This is a genomic window from Geothrix sp. (assembly GCF_049292215.1).
GTDB lineage: Bacteria > Acidobacteriota > Holophagae > Holophagales > Holophagaceae > Geothrix.
This window is the reverse complement of the sequence record NZ_JBATQW010000009.1, coordinates 97,684-114,680: the sequence shown is the minus strand read 5'-3', so window position 1 is coordinate 114,680 and position 16,997 is coordinate 97,684. Positions and strand designations below refer to the sequence as shown.

Genomic DNA, 16,997 nt, shown 5'->3' with positions numbered 1-16,997 from the left:
TCCCGGTTTGCCGCACGAAGCAGCGGAGGAAGGGGGCTCTGGCACCTGGCGGGAAAGGCCCTGGCGGCCCCCCTCTGAGACTGAGGTAACCTGAAGCCATGTCCGAGCCCACGCCAGTCCTGAAGCTGCCCATGCCCCTCCGCCGCCAGAAGGCCCTCAAGGCTGCCTGGAAACCCCTGCTCGTCCAGTGGCTGGTGCCCGGGGGCGGCTACTGGTTGATCGGCGAGAAGGGCCGGGCCAAGGCCTTCTTCGGCGTGTGGGTGCTCTTCTGCGTGCTCGGCGCCCTCCAGATGCAGCTTGGCGCCGTGGCCGGCGTCAAGGGCGGCATCTTCGTGCCCGTGCAGGGCTCCTGGCTGCCCACCCTGGGCGCCCTGGGCACCCTGGGCATCGGCCCCCTCTACGGCGCCTTCGCCGCGGCCTTCGGCGGGGCGGGCACAGAGCCCGTGCGCACCCTCACCCAGGAGTATGGCGCCACTTACGTGATGGTCGCCGGGCTGCTCAACTGGCTCTGCTGCTTCGATCTCTGGGACCGCATCACCGGGCGCTGGATCTTCCGACTGCCCAAGGACGAGCAGATCCAGAAGGCCAAGGACCTCGCTAGCCCTCAGCCTTGAGGCTCTTGGCCAGCAACTGGGTGCGGATGAACACGTCGATATCCCCGTCCAGCACCTTCTGGGTCTGGCTGGTCTCGGCGCCGGTGCGGTGGTCCTTCACCATCTGGTAGGGCTGGAGCACGTAGCTGCGGATCTGGCTGCCCCAGGCCACGTCGGCCTTGTCGCCGCTGGCTGCGGCCACCTTGTCCAGGAACTTCCGCTGCTCGAGTTCATACAACCGGCCCTGCAGCACCTTCAGGGCCGTCGCCCGGTTCTTGATCTGGCTGCGTTCGTTCTGGCAGCTCACCACGATGCCCGTGGGCAGGTGGGTGAAGCGCACGGCGGATTCCGTGCGGTTCACGTGCTGGCCCCCGGCGCCGCTGGCCCGGAACACGTCGATTTTCAGATCCTTCTCAGGGATGTCCACGTTGATGGTGTCATCCAGCTCGGGGCTCACGTACACGGCGGCGAAGCTGGTGTGGCGGCGCTTGGCGGAATCAAAGGGGCTGATGCGCACCAGGCGGTGGACGCCAGCCTCGGCCCTCAGGTAACCGTAGGAGAAAGGCGCATCCACGATGAAGGTGGCGCCCTTGATGCCCGCCTCTTCGCCATCCTGGTAGTCGATCATCTCCGTGGCCCAACCCTTGGCCTCGCAGAAGCGCAGGTACATGCGCAGTAGCATCGCCGCCCAGTCCTGGCTCTCGGTGCCGCCCGCTCCTGGCGCGATGGCCACGATGGCGTGGTTGTTGTCCAGCTCGCCGCTGAGCATCATGCGCAGTTCGGCGTCCTCGACGGCCTTGCGCAGGTCGCCTTCGACGGCCTCGACCTCCGTCAGCATGTCCCCGTCCTCCCGGGCCAGCTCCAGGCCCGTTTCCAGGTCTTCGACCCCGGTGGAGAGGCGCTTGGCGAGGGCGATGTCGTTGGTGATGGAGCCTCGTTTCTGGAGGAGCGGCTTGGCGGCATCCGGATCGTCCCAGAACCCCGGGGTGGTGGTCCGTTCCTCGATCTGTTCCAACTCCAGGGCCTTGCGTTCGGGGTCCAGGTGGGCGACCAGCTGCTGGACGCGGGGTTCCAGCTCGTTCTTGGCCCGCACCAGGCTCTCGAAATCCATCGTCTGCCTCTCCGGCCCCGTAATCTCGGGGAACCTTTGAGTTTAAGGCAAGAAGCTCCAGGCCGTCCCCACGCTATTCTGGTTGGATGTCTGGATTCATCCCCGTGATCCCCGCCGACCTGGAGCCCACCTTGCGTGGGGTCCTGTCCGGGCATGGAGGGGTGCCTCTGGCCTGGGCCCGGTGGGAGCACCCTCAACCCAAAGGCCGGGTGGTGATCGCCCACGGCTACGGTGAGCACGGCGAGCGCTACCGGCACGTGGCCCACTGGCTGCACGGACTCGGCTGGTCCGTCTCCAGCATGGACTTTCGCGGGTTTGGCCGCTCCGGGGGCATCCGGGGCGATGCCGTGGGCATTCGCGCTTTCGTGGACGATCTCGCCCTCTTCCTCCGGCAGGAGCGGCGCCACGACGCCTCCCGCGTAGGCGCCAGCGCCCGCGTGGTGGATGGTGTGCCCATGCCGCCCCTGCCCGTCTGCCCCCAGGTGATCCTCGGCCACAGCTTCGGCGGACTCATCGCCCTCCTCACCCTGCTCTGGCATGCGGACACCCTGGATGGCCTGATCCTCTCCAGCCCCGCCGTCTCCGTGAAGTCCAACTCCAAGCTCCTCGTGGTCCTGTCCCGCCTGCTGCGCTGGGTCATGCCCCACCGTCCCGTCCTGCTGCACGGCGACAAGAGCCGCGTGTGCTCCGACCCCGTCCTCGTCCAGCGCTACGAGGCCGACCCCCTCTGCCACCGTTGGGCCACGGCCGCCTTTGGCGCCGCCCTAGATGAGGGCCGGGCGGAAATACTACCCCTGGGCCATGAGCTGGACCGCCCGATCCTGCTGCTGGAATCCGGGACGGACACCGTGGTGGATCCAGACGCCTCCGACGCCCTCTGGTCCTCGGTCCGTCCTGAGCTCCTGGAGCGGCACCGGCTGCCCGACTTCCTCCACGAAGTCTTCCACGACCGACTCCGGGCCCAGGCCCAGGCCCTGACCGAACCCTGGCTCGAATCCTTGCAACAGGCCTGGAACCCATCCCCCCGTCCCGTCATGACTGAAGTGCTGTCTCCGGAGTCCGCATGAAGCGCATCCTCACCGCCCTGACCCTGACCGCCGCCCTGGCCGGCCTGGGATTGGGCTGCAAGAAGCCGAAGGCCGTCGACAAGGGCGTCACGGCCACAGAGCTGCTGGCCACCGCCGACAAGCTGATGAAGCAGGGCAAGTTCAACGAGGCCCGCACGACCCTGCGGCACCTGGAACAGTACCTGCCGGGATCGGCCGAGTTCCCCAAGGCCAAGCTCATGCTGGGCGACAGCTTCTTCTTCCAATCCAGCCCCAGCTACCCCGAAGCCGAGGTCGAGTACGCCAGCTTCCTGAACTACTTCCCCCGGCACGAGCTGCGGGACTATGCCATGTACCACCGGGCCCTGTGCCACTTCTCCTCCATCGAGAGCGCCGAGCGCGACCAGACTGAGACGCGCAAGGCCCTGGCCGGCTTCCAGCAGCTGCTCGCCGAGGCCCCGGGGAGTCCCTATGCCGGAGAGACCCGGGCCAAGATCCTCCAATGCTGGCGCCGCATCGCCGAGCATGAGCTGATCGTCGGCGTCTTCTACGTGAACACCTATTTCTACCTCGGTGCCGAGCGCCGGCTCAAGAGCCTGCTGGAAACCTATCCCGACTATGTGGACCGGGAGCGGGCCTACTTCTACCTGGGCGAAGCCATGCGCCAGCGCCTCCTCGCGGACGGGGATTTCGCCCAGTTCAACAAGGATTACGCCGCCAAGCTCGGGAAGGAGGACCTGCTGACGCTCACCAAGGAGCAGGTCGAGCAGTACGGAAAGGACTTCCGGGCCTTCAGCGAGGAGCAGATCAAGGGCTACCGTGCTGAGGCCAAGAGCTACTACCAGAAGCTGGTGGAGAGCTACCCGGGCTCGGAGTGGGCTCGGCGCGCGGCCGACCGCCTCATCACCATGGGCACCACGGCTGGCATCAAGGAAGAGCTGGATAGCTGATGCTGTCCGGGGGTTCCTCGCTGACGCGAACACCCCCGGGCCCCCGCTGAAGGGGCGGGCCAAGCCCGCCCCTTCAGCCATGACCCCATCCTGGAGGCGCCCCATGGACCTGAGCACCCTCGGCCTCGGCACCTACCTCGGCCCTGCCACGGATGCCGCCGACGCGGCTTACACCGAGGCGGCAGGCGCCTTTTTCGCCGCCGGTGGCACCGTCTTCGACACGGCCGCCAACTACCGCGGCGGCCGGTCGGAGCGCGCCCTGGGCGCTGCGTTCAAAAAACTTCCCAGGGACGGCTTCTTCGTCTCCACCAAGGCGGGCTACATCCCCATGCCCGACGCTCCCGATCCGGAGGAGGGCCCCCGCGCCTGGTTCCACCGGGTGTTCGAGGCGCCCGGCATCCTCTCCCCCGAGGACCTGGTGGATGGGTGCCACGCCATGACACCCCGCTACCTGGCCCACCAGCTGGAGCTCAGTCGGCAGGCCCTGGGCCTTGAAACGGTGGACCTGTTCCACCTCCACAACCCGGAGCAGCAACTGGCCCACCTGGGACCCGAGGCGTTCTACGCCATGATCGAGCGGGCCTTCGAGGCCTGCGAGGGCTTCGTGGCGGCCGGGAAGATCCGCGCCTATGGCGTGGCAACCTGGAACGGCTTCCGGGTTCCGCCTGGTCAGGAGGGGCACCTCAGCCTGGCGGGGCTACTGGGTGCCGCCGTGGACGCCGGGGGCCGGGACCACCACTTCCGCTGGATCCAGCTGCCGCTCAACCTGGCCATGCCCGAAGCCTACCTGGCCCCGACCCAGCCCATGGGCGGCACCGCCATGACCCCCCTGGCTGCCGCCCAGGCCGCCGGGCTCTCCGTGCAGACCTCAGCCTCCATCATGCAGGCGCGAATCCTCCGCCAGCTGCCCGATGGCTTCGCCGAAGCCCTAGGCCTCCAGACGCCGGCCCAGGCCGCCCTCCAGTTCACCCGCTCCTGCCCGGGGGTGACCACGGCCCTCTGCGGCATGGGCCGCGCCGTCCACGTGGCCGAGAATGTGGCCGTCATGGCCGCGCCGAAGCTCGACCCCATCGCTCTGGGAAGCCTCTTCGGATGATTCTCCTGGCCATCACCCAGGGCCTCGGCTTTGACCCCAGGACCTGGCGCGCGGTCCTCGCCAGCGGAGTGGATGCCTTCCTGATCCGAGAGCAGGCCCTGTCCGCGCGCGCGCTCCTCGATGCGGCCCGCTGGTGCCAGGACACCGCTCCCGAGGTGGAGCTCTGGCTGGGCGGCCGCCTGGAGGTGGCCCTGGCCGCTGGCTGTGGCCTGCACGCACCGGAAGCCTATCCGCAGGTCGACCCCGGCCTCGTGCCCCTGTCCCGCCCCCTCCACGATGAGGGACAGTGGCTTGCCCGCAGTGCCGTGGACCAGTTGCTGGTCGCGCCCGTCTTCGCCACCCCCGGCAAGGCCGCCCCCTGGGGATTGCAGCGCCTGCACCACTTCCTCGACGGCCTCCCTGTTTCAGGCCCCCGATTGCTCGCCCTTGGTGGCGTGGCTCCGGACACCGCCCCCGGGCTCCGGCACCCCCGCCTGGCCGGGATCGCCGCCATCCGCCCCTTCTGGGGTGGCGATCCCGCTGGGGCCGTGGCCCAGTTCCGGGGGCGCTGGGCGGATCGACCGGACGATGGGACCCCACTGTTATCCTGAAGTCGAGGGAGGGGCCATGGACTTGCCAGATCACCTGCATCACCTGGTGAGCGAGCTGGGCGATTCCCTGGTCAAGGCCCTGTCCGAGGACGACCACTGCCGTGACCTCGCCTTCCAGATCCAGGCCAAGGGCTATGGGCTGATGCTCATCCTGGAGGCCTCCCCCGTGAGCATCGGTCCCCGGGAAGCCTCGAGTTCCGAGGATGCGGAAGCCTCCCTGCCCTTCTCCGAGGACGACCTGCACCTCATGAAGTCCTTCAAGATCCGGATGGACTGAGCATGCTCGCTCCATGGGACGCCCCGGCACCCGAAGCCGGACCCGCTTCGCGTCCCAACGCCGCGGGCCTCTGCCGGGCCGAGCTGGGCTCGCTGCTGACGGATCTGGGCGAACCGGGCTGGCGCGGGAAGCAGGTCTTCTCCGGCCTGCTACGTCAGCGGTGGACGCGGTGGGAGCAGTTCACCCACCTCTCCAAGGCCCTCCGGACGAGGTTGGAGGCGGAGGTGGACCTGGCTTGGCCGAGCATCGTCCAGAGCCAGCCTTCTGCGGACGGTTCCACCAAGCATGTCTTCGAGTTGCTCGACGGCCGCCAGATCGAGGGCGTCCATATGCCCTATGAGGATCGGGTGACCCTCTGCCTCTCGAGCCAGGTGGGCTGCGCCATGGGGTGCACCTTCTGCGCCACGGGGCAGATGGGCATCATCCGCAATCTGACGGCGGCCGAGATCGTGGGCCAGGTGGTGGCCATGCTGAACCACCAAGGCCACGCAGAAGGCCGGCCCATCAACCTGGTCTTCATGGGCATGGGCGAACCACTGCACAACTTCGACAACCTCATGGCCGCCTTCGAGACGCTCACGGATCCGGAGGGTCTGGCCATCCCGCCCCGCCGTATCACGGTGTCCACCTCGGGCCTGGTGAGCGGCATCGACCGGCTGGGCGCCTGCACCCGCCGCCCGCGGCTGGCCCTCAGCCTGAACGGCACCACGGACGCCCACCGCTCGGCCATCATGCCCGTGAACCGCGTCTGGAACCTCGAGGCCCTGGCGGCGGCCCTGGGCCGCTTCCCCCTGCAGTCCGGCGAGCGCATCACCCTGGAATACGTGCTGCTGAAAGGCGTGACCGATGGCCTGGAGGACGGCCGCCGCCTGGTCGCCTTCGCCCGCCGCTTCCCTGCCAAGGTGAACCTAATCCCCTTCAATCCGCACGAGGGCTCCGGCTTCGAGCCCCCCGAGGAGGCCCGAATCAGTGCGCTCTGCCGCCTGCTATCGGAGGCGGACATCCCGGTCAGCGTCCGCCGCAGTCGCGGCCAGGATGTGGCCGGCGCCTGCGGCCAGCTGGTGCGACAGCCCCGGCGAGGTTCCTGAGCTGACTGGCAGCGGTTTCAGGCATCCTGAAGCGATGCCCGGCCCGCCACTGTCCCTTTTCCGTCTCCTGGATCAGCTCCTGGAGGAGGACGGGACTGTCTCGGTGCGCGAGTTGCTGGATCACGCCGGCGAGCAGACCTATGGGCTTGCCCTACTGATCCTGGCGCTCTTGACCTTCATCCCCGGGGTGGCCAACGTCCTGAGCCTCGGCACCCTAGCCCTCGGCCTGCAGCTGTGGTGGGGGCGTGCCCACCTCTGGTTGCCGGAGCCTCTGCAGCGTTTCGAAATGCAGCGGGGGCGGGTCAAGGAACTGCTGGCCCAGGTGGAGGCGCGCATCGCCTGGCTCGGAACAAGAACGGCCCCACGTCAAACTCCGGGACGGCGCACCCTTGGCTTCCTGGTGAGCTGGACCGCCTTCCTGGCCGCCCTGCCAGTGCTGCTGCCCTTCGCCAATGTCCTTCCAGCCATCGGCTTGGTTCTCCTGGGCGTGAGCCTCCTCGAGGAATGGCCCCTCCTCGCCTGGCTGGGGGCCGGCTTCAGCCTGGTGACCACCATCTACTTTGCCCTCTCCGCGCAGCTGGTGATCGAAGCCACCCGCGCAGCCCTGCGCGCCCTGCTGCCATGAGGTTCGACGCCCTCACCCTCTTTCCCGAGTTCTTCGAGGCGGCCCGGCTGGGCATCACCGGTCGCGCCTTCCGGGAGCTGGGTCATGGCCTGCATACCCACAGCTACCGGCCCTTCGCTGGCAACGCCTTCGGCCACGTGGACGACGCCCCCTTTGGCGGCGGCCCCGGCATGGTGCTGCGCCCCGAGGTGTTGCGCGACACCCTCGCCTCTGTACCGCGGCGGGGTTCGGGCCGCGTCATCCACTTCAGTCCGGCCGCCCCGCCCCTCACCCACGCCAGGGTGCTGGAACTGGCGCGCCTGGATCAGCTGCTCCTTGTCTGCACCCGCTATGAGGGGCTGGACCAGCGCGCCGTGGAGGCCTGCATCGACGAGGAATTCAGCATCGGCGAAGCCGTGCTCAGCGGCGGGGAGCTGCCGGCCCTCTTCCTCATCGACGCCGTCTGTCGCTGGCTGCCCGGCGTGCTGGGCAATGAAGCCTCCGCCGAACAGGACAGCTTTGCCACGGGCCTGCTTGACCACCCGCACTACACACGGCCAGCCAGCTTCGGGGGCCTAGAGGTGCCCGCCGTCCTCCAGGGCGGCGACCACGGGGCCATCCGGCTCTGGCGCCTCCGCGAGGCCATGGCCAGGACCAAGCGGCTCCGGCCCGACCTGTGGGTGGCCTACCTCAAGGAGCGACTCTCCGGCCTGGACCGCCCCGCCCAGTGGTGCGCCTGGCAGGTGGAGCATCCCGAGGACTGGGAGCGACCGAAGCCCAAGGGGTGGAAGGGGTGGCAGTCTGAATGACCGCTTCCCTTTCCCCAGGGTTCCGCTAAACTATTGGACTCCCCGTCTGGGGACTTTCGAGCCATGTCCACTCTGGGACCGCTGGCCCAGGAGCCCACATGAGCCACATCATCGATCAGCTCGAAGCCAGCCTGCTTCGCCATGACCTGCCCCGCATCCAGCCCGGCGACACCGTCAAGGTGCACGTGAAGGTGAAGGAAGGCGAGAAGGAGCGCATCCAGCTCTTCCAGGGCATCGTCATCGGCATCAAGGGCGGCGGCATGCGCACCTCCTTCACCGTCCGCAAGGTGGCGAGCGGCGTGGGCGTGGAGCGCATCTTCCCCCTGAACAGCCCCACCATCGACAAGCTGGAAGTCATCCGCCATGGCAAGGTCCGCCGCGCCAAGCTCTACTTCCTCCGCGAGAAGCTCGGCAAGGCCGGCCGTCTCAAGGAGCGCCGCACCGACGGCGGCGTATAACCCCTCCTCCTGCGTGGTCGAAAGGCGCCCATCCGGGCGCCTTTTCGTTGTTGGATAATCCCCAAGCCAAAGTGACTAACCCGAGCTAGATCTTAATTTCTAGCTGGGCTTTTTCTGCACTAATCCTGCTCCATTGCTGGCCTTCTGTGGGAAAATGATCCCGGGCACCTCAGCTGATCCAGCCATGGCAGCCAATCCCGGAGGAATCATGAAAACCTCGTCGCTTCCCATCCTGGCCATCCTGGCCTCTGCAGTCGTGTCCCTTCAGGCCGAGGCACCCAGATACGGCGTGCAGGGTCTGGTCAACGTGCCCCTGGGCGACCTCAAGAGCTATGTGGACAGCAAGCCCGGCCCCGGGATCGGGGTCCATGGGACCTTCGACCTGGGCGACGGGCACATGGTGCGGCCCCGCCTCGACTACAGCATCTATCCGGAAGCCTCCTTCGCCACCGTGAAGCAGACCGCCTCCTACCTCAGCCTGGGAGGCGACTACCTCTACTTCATCGCGGGCAAGCCCGAGGGCCTCTACCTCACCGCCGGTCTGGCCGCCATTCGCTGGTCCTTCGAACACAAGGACCCCACCTCCAAGGTGAGCAGCAACACCACCAAGGCTGGCCTGGCCTTCGGCGTCGGCTACCAGTGGAACGCCACCGTCGGCACCGAGGCCCGCTGGCTGCACTCCCAGGTGGCCAGCGGCTTCACGGCGGATGCCCTGCAGGCCGGCATCACCATCCGGTTCTAGGGCAAGCCCCGGACGACCTTGGCCTCTGGCACACCCGAGTTGCCAGGCTTCGGACGGTGGAGCCTCTCCCAGCTTGGGGTGGCCATCACAGACACCTCCTGGGAAGTGGTGCGATGATCGGCCTCACGCCAAGGGTCGTGACCGTGGATACCAATGCACCTGCCCATTCTGCCCCTGCCCGGCTGCTGCTGGTGGGGTTTCCCGCGGACGCTCAGGCCGAACTCCGGCGAGTCTTTGGTGCGTCGGGAGAACCTGACCTTTCCTGTCTGGACATCACCCACTGGACTGAAGCAGAACTCGACGCATTCGAAGGACGAACCTCGGATGCACTGATTCTCCGGGCTTCAAAATCCACTGCGGACTGGGTCAACCGCATCAGGACCTTCCGAGCGCACCATGCGAGTCTGCCCGTCCTGGTCCAGATTCCCCGGAGCCAGCAGGGCCTAGGGGACACTTACCTCCAGGAAGGTGTGCAGGAGATCTATGCCACCGCCACCCAGGCACCCGGGGCTCTTCGCCGTGCCCGGGCAAGACTCGCCTCCCAGCGGGGACCGACTCCAGCTCAAGCGGGCGCCTTCAAACGGGAGGAATCGCAATACAAGTTCGAAGGGCTCTTCCATAACCTGTATGACTGGATCTATGTCCTAGGCATCTCCGAGCAGGGCGAGATGACCTTCGAAACCGTGAATCCACCCCTGCATGCGGCGGGCAGCTTCCTCAACCCGGACTTCGCCGGACGCTCCCCGGAGTCCTGCCTGAGCCATGGCAGCGCGGGCCAGCTCATCTCTCATTTCCGCAGGGTCCTCGAGGAGGGCGCTCCGCTCCAGTTTGAAGAAGAGCACCTCGTCACCCAGGAAATCCGAACCTTCCAGACGATCCTCACCCCCGTTCGGAACAAGTGGGGCCGCATCCACCGCATCGCCGGCATCTCCCGGGACATCACGGCCCTGAAGGTGGCTCAGGCCGAGCTGAGGGCCAGTGAAGAACGCTTGAACCACGCCCTGGAAGGAACCCAGCAGGGGCTGTGGGACTGGAATCTCGAGTCGGGAAGCATGTACCGAAGCCCCCGCTGGTTCGGAATGTTGGGCTATGAAACAGGAGCCATCCAACCCACCCTGCAGGCTGGCTTTGAGCTCATTCATCCGGAAGACCGGCTCCAGACCGAGGCTGCGCTCAACGCCCACCTGGAAGGTCGGCTTCCCGGGTTGCAGGCCGAATACCGGTTGCGGACCCGTTCCGGGGATTGGCTATGGGTGTTTGATGCGGGCAAGGTCGTGGCGTGGCGCAGTGATGGCAGCCCCGCCCGAATGGCCGGCATGTGCACCGACATCTCAGAGCGCCGGCGCGCGGAGGAATCCCTTCGCGCCCTCGTGGGAGGCGTGGTGCATGAGATCCGGAACCCGGTCTACGGCATCTCCATCAACCTCGATGCCCTGGAGGCCACCTTCGGGGACGAACCCCGCTACCGCTCCTTCCTCGGAGCCCTGCGGGAGAGCGCAGAGCGCATCCAGGGGCTCATGAACGATCTGCGGGACTACGGCGAGCCAAGGACGCTCAACCCGGAGCCCTGCCGCGTCCGGACCCTGCTCGATGACGCGGTCCGGACCTGCGAGGCCTTGAGCCGCTCCAGAAACTGCAAGGTGCGGCTGGCCCTGGATGACGAGGCGCTGGTGCTCCCGCTGAACGCGCGGCGCATGCACCAGGTCTTCAGGAACCTGCTGGAGAATGCCCTCCATCATTCCCCGGACCAGGGAACCGTCTCCGTCCGTGGGCGCCACCTCCGCGACCAGGGGCACGACTGGTGGGTCTTCTCGGTCGAGGACGAAGGCGCGGGCTTCGAGGCGGAGAGCCTGGCCCGAGCTTTCGAGCCATTCTTCACCCGCCGGAAAGGGGGCACCGGCCTGGGCCTCTCCATCGTGAAGCGCGTCGTGGAGGAGCACGGGGGAACGGTCTCCGTGGAGAACGGCCCCGCCGGCGGCGCCCGGGTCACCCTCCAGTTGCCCGCCCCCCGTCGCCGGATGGAACTGATCGGAGAAGCCCGTGCCTAAGCCGAAGATCCTGATCATCGAGGATGATCCCGCCGTCCGCCACGGGATGACCGCCTACCTGCGCGCCAACGACATGGAGGTGGACGAATCGGACACCTGCCAGAAGGCCACCGAGTTGTTCCGGGCCGGGGGCTATGACGTGGTGGTCGCAGACTACAGCCTTCCCGATGGAACCTCGCTCGACCTCCTGCCGCAGTTCAAGCGCCTGAGCGAGGACACACCCTTCATCATCCTTACGGCGCACGGCTCCATCGATCTCGCAGTGCGGGCCATCAAGGAAGGGGCCGAGCAGTTCCTCACCAAGCCCGTGGAATCCAAGGCCCTGCTGGTGCTGGTCCGCCGGCTGCTCCAGCAGCAGCGGCTGCGCAAACGACAGGAAGTGGCGACAAGAGAGCAGCCCGGTCCCCTGAACCCCTTCCAGGGAACCAGCGCCTTGATCCGCCGCCTGGAAGAGCAGGCCGGCCTGATGCTCGAGTGGGACAGCCCGGTCCTGATTCTCGGGGAAACGGGCGCGGGCAAGGGTGTCCTGGCCCGCTGGCTCCACGCCAACGGTCCACGGCGGGAAGAAACCTTTGTGAACCTGAACTGTGCGGGCCTCACCCGGGAACTCCTCGAATCCGAGTTGTTCGGCCATGAGCGGGGGGCCTTCACGGGCGCCATCAATGCCAAGCAGGGCATGCTGGAAGTGGGACACCGCGGCATTGTCTTCCTCGACGAGATCGGTGACATGGATCCCGCCATCCAGCCGAAGCTGCTGAAAGCCCTCGAGGAGAAGACCTTCCGCCGCCTCGGGGACGTCCGGGACCGCCATGTGGACATCCGCCTGATCGCCAGCACCAATCGGGATCTTGAAGAGATGGTCCATGCCAAGACTTTCCGCGACGACCTTTATTACCGGGTCAGCACCCTTACCCTGCGCATCCCCCCCCTGCGAGAGCGCCCCGAGGACATCCTCCAACTGGGCGCGACCATCCTGCGCAGTGTCTGCAGGCGAATGGGCCGGCCCGAAGTGCAACTCAGCCCCAAGGCCGAAAGCGCCTTGCAGGATTACGTCTGGCCGGGCAACTTGCGCGAGCTGTCCAACGTGCTGGAGCGGGCCATGGTGCTACAGAAGGGCGACCGACTTGAGGTGGGCGATCTGGGGCTGGACGGGAGGAGACCCTCCCAGGGAGCCGCGGAAACCGAGTTGGTGACCATGAAGGAGATGGAGCGTCTCCATATCGAGCGGGTGCTGCAGCGCTGTCATTCCAACGTGACCGAGGCGGCCCAGATCCTTGGCATGGCCCGCCGGACCCTCTACGACCGGTTGAAGGTCCTGGGCATTGCCATCGGCAAGGACTGAGCAGGAGCCTGCCCGGTCCACGCGGGATGTCGCGCGGGGCGCAGAATGGCACTCGATCAAAATAGTTAATAAATACTTATTTAACAACTATTTAACCCATAAGGTATGAAATGGCTTAGGGATTGCACCTGGACCGGATCCCCTCTCAGGTCGACGCCTGTTCCGAGGGGACTGACCGCACTCCCACACCCCTCTGGAGGCACGAGATGAACTGGAAGAAGCATCTTTTCCTGGCCGCAGTGATCGGAACCACCCTCGTGGCCCAGGACACCAAGGAGGTCGAGACATTCATGAAGGAGGCCGTGACCTTCGCGAAGGCCAATCCAAAGGAGGCCTTTCTGAACGAAGTCACCAGGCCCACGGGCCGCTTCAATGTCCAGAAGACGAAGCGCCTCTACCTCACCGTGTACGACGAAGCGGGCATCGTCCTCGCCCATGGGAAGAAGACCCAGGAGATCGGCGTGAACCAGCTGGAGGCCAAGGACAAGAACGGTAAGTCCTACATCAAGGACCGCATCGACCTGGCTAAGAAGAAGGGGGGCGGGTGGACCGAGGAGACGAAGCTCAATCCCAAGACCATGCAGGTCCAGGTCAAGAGGAGCCTGGTCAGCTTCCAGGGCGGGATGGTGATCTGCTGTGGGGTCTACGAGCAGTGACCTTCAGTGCCTCGGCCTTGTGAGCGAAAGCCCGCACAGCTCGTGCGGAAATTCGCGCTAGGCCCCTCGGCAGGAGGCCGCGGCGATTCGTAAGCCTCAGAAACTACACCAACCAACCATTGGGTAGAGAATGGCGCGGGGATTGCTCATCATGCGAACCCCCCAGATGTTCCTGGGCCCATCCATGCACGCTTTCCTCGACTGATTCCTCAGTCGGATGACTTTGTCCAATCTCTTATGGAGGCAATACCATGATCAAGTCACTCGTGGCAGGTTTGTTGGTGGCGGGACTTGCGGGCAGCGCCTTGTGCCTCGAAGCACAGGACTCCAAGCCATTGTATGTCCGCCAGATCCAGGCCCACCCTGCCCCCAAGCTCGATGACGTGGCGGGACGGGAGTACAAGTTCCTGATCGATCCCGCCAAGACCAAGGCCTCGCCTGCTGCTGCCTTCAAGGACATCTGGACCAAGCTTCAGGCCGCCGCGGCCAAGCAGGGGTTCACGGTGACCGAGAAGGATAAAAACCCGTTGAAGGTGGAGATGACCACCAAGGAGTACTTGGATACGGCCGATCAGGCCCTGTGGAAGAAGGGCTACCTCATTCGCATCACTACCAAGTACAAGGCAGGCATGGCCGAGGACAAAGGCAAGGTGACGGTGAAGGCCATCTTCGAGAACCTCGACAAAACCCTTGCCGCGCCCCTGACCGTCGTCGGCATCAAGGGGGAGTCCGAATGCCAGGACAACGTGGGGATGGCCGCCGGAGGCACCCTGAAGGGCTATGTGGAGAAGGGCGCTAGCTTCACCATCACCCTGTCGGACCTCGGCAAGATGACCCTTGGGGACTTCGGAAAGTACATGCCCGAGTTGCTGGCGCTGGGACTGCCCTCAGACACCAGGCTGGTGTCCAACAAGGCCTACTCCTATCGCGCTCGCCCCGGATTCATCGTGCTGCCGGGCACCGAACCCTGCGGTGTCTCCATGGAGGGCTGGACCACGAAGGAAGACGGCCCGATTTTCCTCTACGACTTCTCGTACGGCTATGAGGATCTCACCCTCTACGAAAACCCCGAGACCCACCAGGAAGGCGAGCGCTTCATGACCAAGGTGCTCTTCAGCGAACTGGGCGGCCTCGCTCTGCCGGACGACGGCAAATGGGGCGGCTCCAAAGTGCGCGTCTTCATGAACCGGCCCATCACAAAGTAGGACCTCAGGCCTTGGTCCAGTTTCCTATCCACCACCCCTAAGGAGAATGCCCACGATGAATATGCACACCCTCCAGAACGCAGCCCGCCTCCTGCTGGCCTGCTCCTTCCTGCCTCTGGCCGCTCAGGAGCCCGAGCAGCTGGACAAGCAGTTCGGCCTCCTCTCTCAGCCTGCCTACATCAAGCACTACGAGGCGGACAAGACGGGCAAGGTCATCCTGAACCCCTACCTGCAGGTGGCGAGCAAGGACTACCCGGCCATCCTCGATGTGAAGATGGCACCCTACAACTGGGTCATCGACGCCACGGGTCGCGTGGGCATCATTCCCGAAGCCCCCCATCCCCTCGGCCGGACCTATGAAAAGGGCTTCTTCCGCCCCGAAGACCAGTCCAAGCGTAAGCCCGGCACCCGCGAAAACTTCGGCCACGTCTCTGCCCTCGGCGGCGCACCTGGCCGCATCAGCGGCGAGATCCTCTACGACAAGGCATCCAATTCCTGGACCATCAACAACAAGTCCGGACGCTACACGAAGCACAACACGGACCGTACGCCTGACCAGCTCGTGAACGCCGCCACCCTCATCCGGGGGATCGTCGATCCAGGCAGCGCGTCCTGGGGCCCGGTCTTCTTCCTCCTGGATTACGCCCACGAATCCGTCCAGGAGGTGCTCCTGAAGGATCCCAAGCTCGCCTACGATGACACAGCGAAGAAGAGTCGCCCCCACATCATCGTGCTGCCCGCCGCTCCGGTGGAGCCCAAGGTCGAGAAGGCCGCGGAAGCCGCACCCAAGGTCGAGGCCGCACCCAAGCCGGTCGTGGAAGCTGCGCCCAAGGCGGAGGCCCCCAAGGTGAAGAAGGCCAAGAAGCCGAAGGCCGCCAACAACGACGATCCCTCGTGACCTGTGCCTGATCCCACCCTAGTGAATCCAGGAGATATCCACCCATGAAAAACCGAATCATCACTTCCCTCGGGTTCGCCCTCGCCCTCACCGCGATGGTCCCCCTCGCCGGCCAGGGCGTGGTCACCCCGGTGGTCTATGTCGTCAAGGGCGAGAAGAACTTCAAGACCGCCTACGATCCGATCAACGTTGACGGCACCATGAACGCCATCATCGAGATTCCGGCGGGAACCACCGCCAAGATCGAGACTCTGGACAACGGCACGATGGAGCTGGAGCAGAAGGACGGTGTCCCGCGCTTCGTGAAGTACCTAGCCTATCCTGCCAACTACGGCCTCATCCCCCGCAGCGTGCTGCTCAAGTCCAAGGGTGGCGACGGCGACCCCCTGGATGTCATCGTCCTGGGCCCCGCCATCCCCACCGGAACCATCGTCAAGTGCCGCCCCCTGGGCGTGCTGAGCCTGGTCGACAACGGGGAGGTGGACGACAAGATCGTGCTCGCACCCGTGAACTCCATCTTCGGTTCCCTGAAGGGCATCGAGGAGCTCGACAAGAAGTTCCCCGGCGTGACCAGCATCATCCAGACCTGGTGGACGTCCTACAAGGGCTACGGCAAGGATGGCAAGCTGCAGCTGAGCTCCAAGGGCTTCAAGAGCCGGGCCGCCGCCATCAAGATCGTCGGCGATGCGGTCCTCGACTACGAGATCTCGGTCACCACGGATGCGGATCGGCGCGCCCTGGATGAAAAGGGCAATCCCCGCCTCTACCGCTGGCCCGGCGCGAAGAACCTTGGCGAGTAGGTCTATTGCGTGAATCATGGGGGGCGGCGCCATGCCGCCCCCCACTTTTTTCGGGAGGACCATGCTCAGAATCCTGCTGCTCTCCCTGGTCCTATCGGCGGGGCTCCTGGCCCAGGACACAGTCATCGTCCTGCTGCGCCATGCCGAGAAGGCCCACAAGGGTGACAGCGCGGAGCTTTCCGAGGCGGGGCATCGACGGGCTGCGCGGCTGCCAGCCCAGCTCATACCCTACAAGCCGTCGGCCCTCTTCGCCTCGAACCTCCGCAGAACCCAGCAGACTCTGGAACCCCTTTCGAAAGCTCTGGGCCTGCCCTTGCAGGTCTATGTGCGGGGCGAGGAGCGGGCCCTGGCCCGGCGCATCCTCGCCTTGCACCCGGGCGAGCGTGCCGTCGTCTGCGCCCACTCGGACACGCTGATGACCTTAGTTGAAGCGCTGGGCCACTCGGAACCCTTCCCTGAAGTCACCGGTTACGATCGCATCTGGGTGCTTCGGATCAAGGAGGGCGGGACATCGGCGACCCTTGAGGAGCACGACCAGGTGTCCGTGGGGGTTGAGGCACCACCGCCTGCCGGGGCGATGCGGCGATGACCCCTCCTCGATTCGCGCCTCAGACTGCCAGGATCAGAACGATCGTGTTCTCGGCGGTGCTGGCCTCGACCTTGCCCACCCTGGCATGGGAGCCC

19 protein-coding genes are annotated in these 16,997 nt (G+C 65.9%); 18 read left to right on the top strand and 1 reads right to left on the bottom strand.

Annotated elements, in window-relative coordinates:
- The first annotated feature begins 98 nt into the window (after positions 1-98).
- Positions 99-614 (top strand): DUF6677 family protein, encoded by a 516-nt coding sequence (locus WAS25_RS01590; protein ID WP_422309645.1) that lies wholly within the window; start codon positions 99-101, stop codon positions 612-614.
- Here WAS25_RS01590 and prfB read toward each other — a convergent pair.
- Positions 598-1,704, bottom strand: a complete 1,107-nt coding sequence (gene prfB / locus WAS25_RS01585) for a peptide chain release factor 2 (RefSeq protein WP_422309643.1) — start codon at positions 1,702-1,704, stop codon at positions 598-600. The two genes, WAS25_RS01590 and prfB, sit on opposite strands and share 17 nt — an antisense overlap.
- A gap of 86 nt (positions 1,705-1,790) precedes the next feature.
- On the opposite strand from prfB, the gene WAS25_RS01580 reads away from it, so the two are divergent.
- From WAS25_RS01580 to WAS25_RS01500, 17 genes are all read left to right on the top strand, one after another.
- The gene (locus tag WAS25_RS01580) at positions 1,791-2,771 is read left to right on the top strand and encodes an alpha/beta hydrolase (protein WP_422309641.1); all 981 of its coding nucleotides are present in this window, start codon (positions 1,791-1,793) and stop codon (positions 2,769-2,771) included.
- Positions 2,768-3,700 (top strand): outer membrane protein assembly factor BamD, encoded by a 933-nt coding sequence (locus WAS25_RS01575; RefSeq protein ID WP_422309639.1) that lies wholly within the window; start codon positions 2,768-2,770, stop codon positions 3,698-3,700. The genes WAS25_RS01580 and WAS25_RS01575 overlap by 4 nt, the downstream gene beginning before the upstream one ends.
- A gap of 103 nt (positions 3,701-3,803) precedes the next feature.
- The gene (locus WAS25_RS01570) at positions 3,804-4,796 is read left to right on the top strand and encodes an aldo/keto reductase (protein WP_422309637.1); all 993 of its coding nucleotides are present in this window, start codon (positions 3,804-3,806) and stop codon (positions 4,794-4,796) included.
- Positions 4,793-5,386 carry a thiamine phosphate synthase gene (locus WAS25_RS01565; RefSeq protein WP_422309635.1) on the top strand — a complete coding sequence of 198 codons (594 nt, stop codon included), beginning with the start codon at positions 4,793-4,795 and terminating at the stop codon, positions 5,384-5,386. The genes WAS25_RS01570 and WAS25_RS01565 overlap by 4 nt, the downstream gene beginning before the upstream one ends.
- 16 nt (positions 5,387-5,402) lie before the next feature.
- Positions 5,403-5,663, top strand: coding sequence for a hypothetical protein (locus tag WAS25_RS01560; protein WP_422309633.1), 261 nt, complete (start codon positions 5,403-5,405; stop codon positions 5,661-5,663).
- Between the two features lie 2 nt (positions 5,664-5,665).
- Positions 5,666-6,751, top strand: a complete 1,086-nt coding sequence (gene rlmN, locus WAS25_RS01555; protein WP_422309631.1) for a 23S rRNA (adenine(2503)-C(2))-methyltransferase RlmN — start codon at positions 5,666-5,668, stop codon at positions 6,749-6,751.
- Positions 6,752-6,785: 34 nt separating this feature from the next.
- Complete coding sequence (locus WAS25_RS01550) at positions 6,786-7,376, top strand: exopolysaccharide biosynthesis protein (RefSeq protein ID WP_422309629.1); 591 nt, start codon at positions 6,786-6,788, stop codon at positions 7,374-7,376.
- Positions 7,373-8,164, top strand: coding sequence for a tRNA (guanosine(37)-N1)-methyltransferase TrmD (gene trmD, locus WAS25_RS01545; protein ID WP_422309628.1), 792 nt, complete (start codon positions 7,373-7,375; stop codon positions 8,162-8,164). Before WAS25_RS01550 ends, trmD begins: the two co-directional genes overlap by 4 nt.
- Before the next feature lie 98 nt (positions 8,165-8,262).
- Positions 8,263-8,622, top strand: a complete 360-nt coding sequence (gene rplS / locus WAS25_RS01540; RefSeq protein ID WP_422309626.1) for a 50S ribosomal protein L19 — start codon at positions 8,263-8,265, stop codon at positions 8,620-8,622.
- Between the two features lie 208 nt (positions 8,623-8,830).
- On the top strand, positions 8,831-9,364 hold the full coding sequence (locus tag WAS25_RS01535) for an outer membrane beta-barrel protein (RefSeq protein WP_422309624.1): 534 nt from the start codon (positions 8,831-8,833) through the stop codon (positions 9,362-9,364).
- A 113-nt stretch (positions 9,365-9,477) separates the two neighbouring features.
- A complete protein-coding gene (locus WAS25_RS01530) occupies positions 9,478-11,412 on the top strand; it encodes an ATP-binding protein (RefSeq protein ID WP_422309622.1) in 1,935 nt (644 codons plus the stop codon).
- The gene (locus WAS25_RS01525) at positions 11,405-12,754 is read left to right on the top strand and encodes a sigma-54-dependent transcriptional regulator (protein WP_422309620.1); all 1,350 of its coding nucleotides are present in this window, start codon (positions 11,405-11,407) and stop codon (positions 12,752-12,754) included. The genes WAS25_RS01530 and WAS25_RS01525 overlap by 8 nt, the downstream gene beginning before the upstream one ends.
- Before the next feature lie 206 nt (positions 12,755-12,960).
- Positions 12,961-13,410: a cache domain-containing protein gene (locus tag WAS25_RS01520; RefSeq protein ID WP_422309618.1), complete on the top strand. Its 450-nt coding sequence runs from the start codon at positions 12,961-12,963 to the stop codon at positions 13,408-13,410.
- 251 nt (positions 13,411-13,661) lie between these two features.
- Positions 13,662-14,615, top strand: a complete 954-nt coding sequence (locus WAS25_RS01515) for a hypothetical protein (protein WP_422309616.1) — start codon at positions 13,662-13,664, stop codon at positions 14,613-14,615.
- 46 nt (positions 14,616-14,661) lie between these two features.
- Positions 14,662-15,513, top strand: coding sequence for a hypothetical protein (locus WAS25_RS01510; protein WP_422309615.1), 852 nt, complete (start codon positions 14,662-14,664; stop codon positions 15,511-15,513).
- Between the two features lie 44 nt (positions 15,514-15,557).
- On the top strand, positions 15,558-16,313 hold the full coding sequence (locus WAS25_RS01505; RefSeq protein ID WP_422309613.1) for an inorganic diphosphatase: 756 nt from the start codon (positions 15,558-15,560) through the stop codon (positions 16,311-16,313).
- A 61-nt stretch (positions 16,314-16,374) separates the two neighbouring features.
- The gene (locus tag WAS25_RS01500; RefSeq protein ID WP_422309611.1) at positions 16,375-16,902 is read left to right on the top strand and encodes a SixA phosphatase family protein; all 528 of its coding nucleotides are present in this window, start codon (positions 16,375-16,377) and stop codon (positions 16,900-16,902) included.
- Positions 16,903-16,997: the final 95 nt, after the last annotated feature.

Excerpts from the sequence above, each read along its gene's own strand:
- WAS25_RS01590 (WP_422309645.1), top strand. The coding sequence starts at position 99 with ATGTCCGAGCCCACGCCAGTCCTGAAGCTGCCCATGCCCCTCCGCCGC.
- WAS25_RS01575 (WP_422309639.1), top strand. The coding sequence starts at position 2,768 with ATGAAGCGCATCCTCACCGCCCTGACCCTGACCGCCGCCCTGGCCGGC.
- WAS25_RS01550 (WP_422309629.1), top strand. The coding sequence starts at position 6,786 with ATGCCCGGCCCGCCACTGTCCCTTTTCCGTCTCCTGGATCAGCTCCTG.
- WAS25_RS01560 (WP_422309633.1), top strand. The coding sequence starts at position 5,403 with ATGGACTTGCCAGATCACCTGCATCACCTGGTGAGCGAGCTGGGCGAT.
- WAS25_RS01500 (WP_422309611.1), top strand. The coding sequence starts at position 16,375 with ATGCTCAGAATCCTGCTGCTCTCCCTGGTCCTATCGGCGGGGCTCCTG.
- WAS25_RS01510 (WP_422309615.1), top strand. The coding sequence starts at position 14,662 with ATGCCCACGATGAATATGCACACCCTCCAGAACGCAGCCCGCCTCCTG.
- WAS25_RS01505 (WP_422309613.1), top strand. The coding sequence starts at position 15,558 with ATGAAAAACCGAATCATCACTTCCCTCGGGTTCGCCCTCGCCCTCACC.
- WAS25_RS01530 (WP_422309622.1), top strand. The coding sequence starts at position 9,478 with ATGATCGGCCTCACGCCAAGGGTCGTGACCGTGGATACCAATGCACCT.
- WAS25_RS01570 (WP_422309637.1), top strand. The coding sequence starts at position 3,804 with ATGGACCTGAGCACCCTCGGCCTCGGCACCTACCTCGGCCCTGCCACG.
- prfB (WP_422309643.1), bottom strand. The coding sequence starts at position 1,704 with ATGGATTTCGAGAGCCTGGTGCGGGCCAAGAACGAGCTGGAACCCCGC.
- WAS25_RS01565 (WP_422309635.1), top strand. The coding sequence starts at position 4,793 with ATGATTCTCCTGGCCATCACCCAGGGCCTCGGCTTTGACCCCAGGACC.
- rplS (WP_422309626.1), top strand. The coding sequence starts at position 8,263 with ATGAGCCACATCATCGATCAGCTCGAAGCCAGCCTGCTTCGCCATGAC.
- WAS25_RS01535 (WP_422309624.1), top strand. The coding sequence starts at position 8,831 with ATGAAAACCTCGTCGCTTCCCATCCTGGCCATCCTGGCCTCTGCAGTC.
- WAS25_RS01515 (WP_422309616.1), top strand. The coding sequence starts at position 13,662 with ATGATCAAGTCACTCGTGGCAGGTTTGTTGGTGGCGGGACTTGCGGGC.
- trmD (WP_422309628.1), top strand. The coding sequence starts at position 7,373 with ATGAGGTTCGACGCCCTCACCCTCTTTCCCGAGTTCTTCGAGGCGGCC.
- WAS25_RS01520 (WP_422309618.1), top strand. The coding sequence starts at position 12,961 with ATGAACTGGAAGAAGCATCTTTTCCTGGCCGCAGTGATCGGAACCACC.
- rlmN (WP_422309631.1), top strand. The coding sequence starts at position 5,666 with ATGCTCGCTCCATGGGACGCCCCGGCACCCGAAGCCGGACCCGCTTCG.
- WAS25_RS01580 (WP_422309641.1), top strand. The coding sequence starts at position 1,791 with ATGTCTGGATTCATCCCCGTGATCCCCGCCGACCTGGAGCCCACCTTG.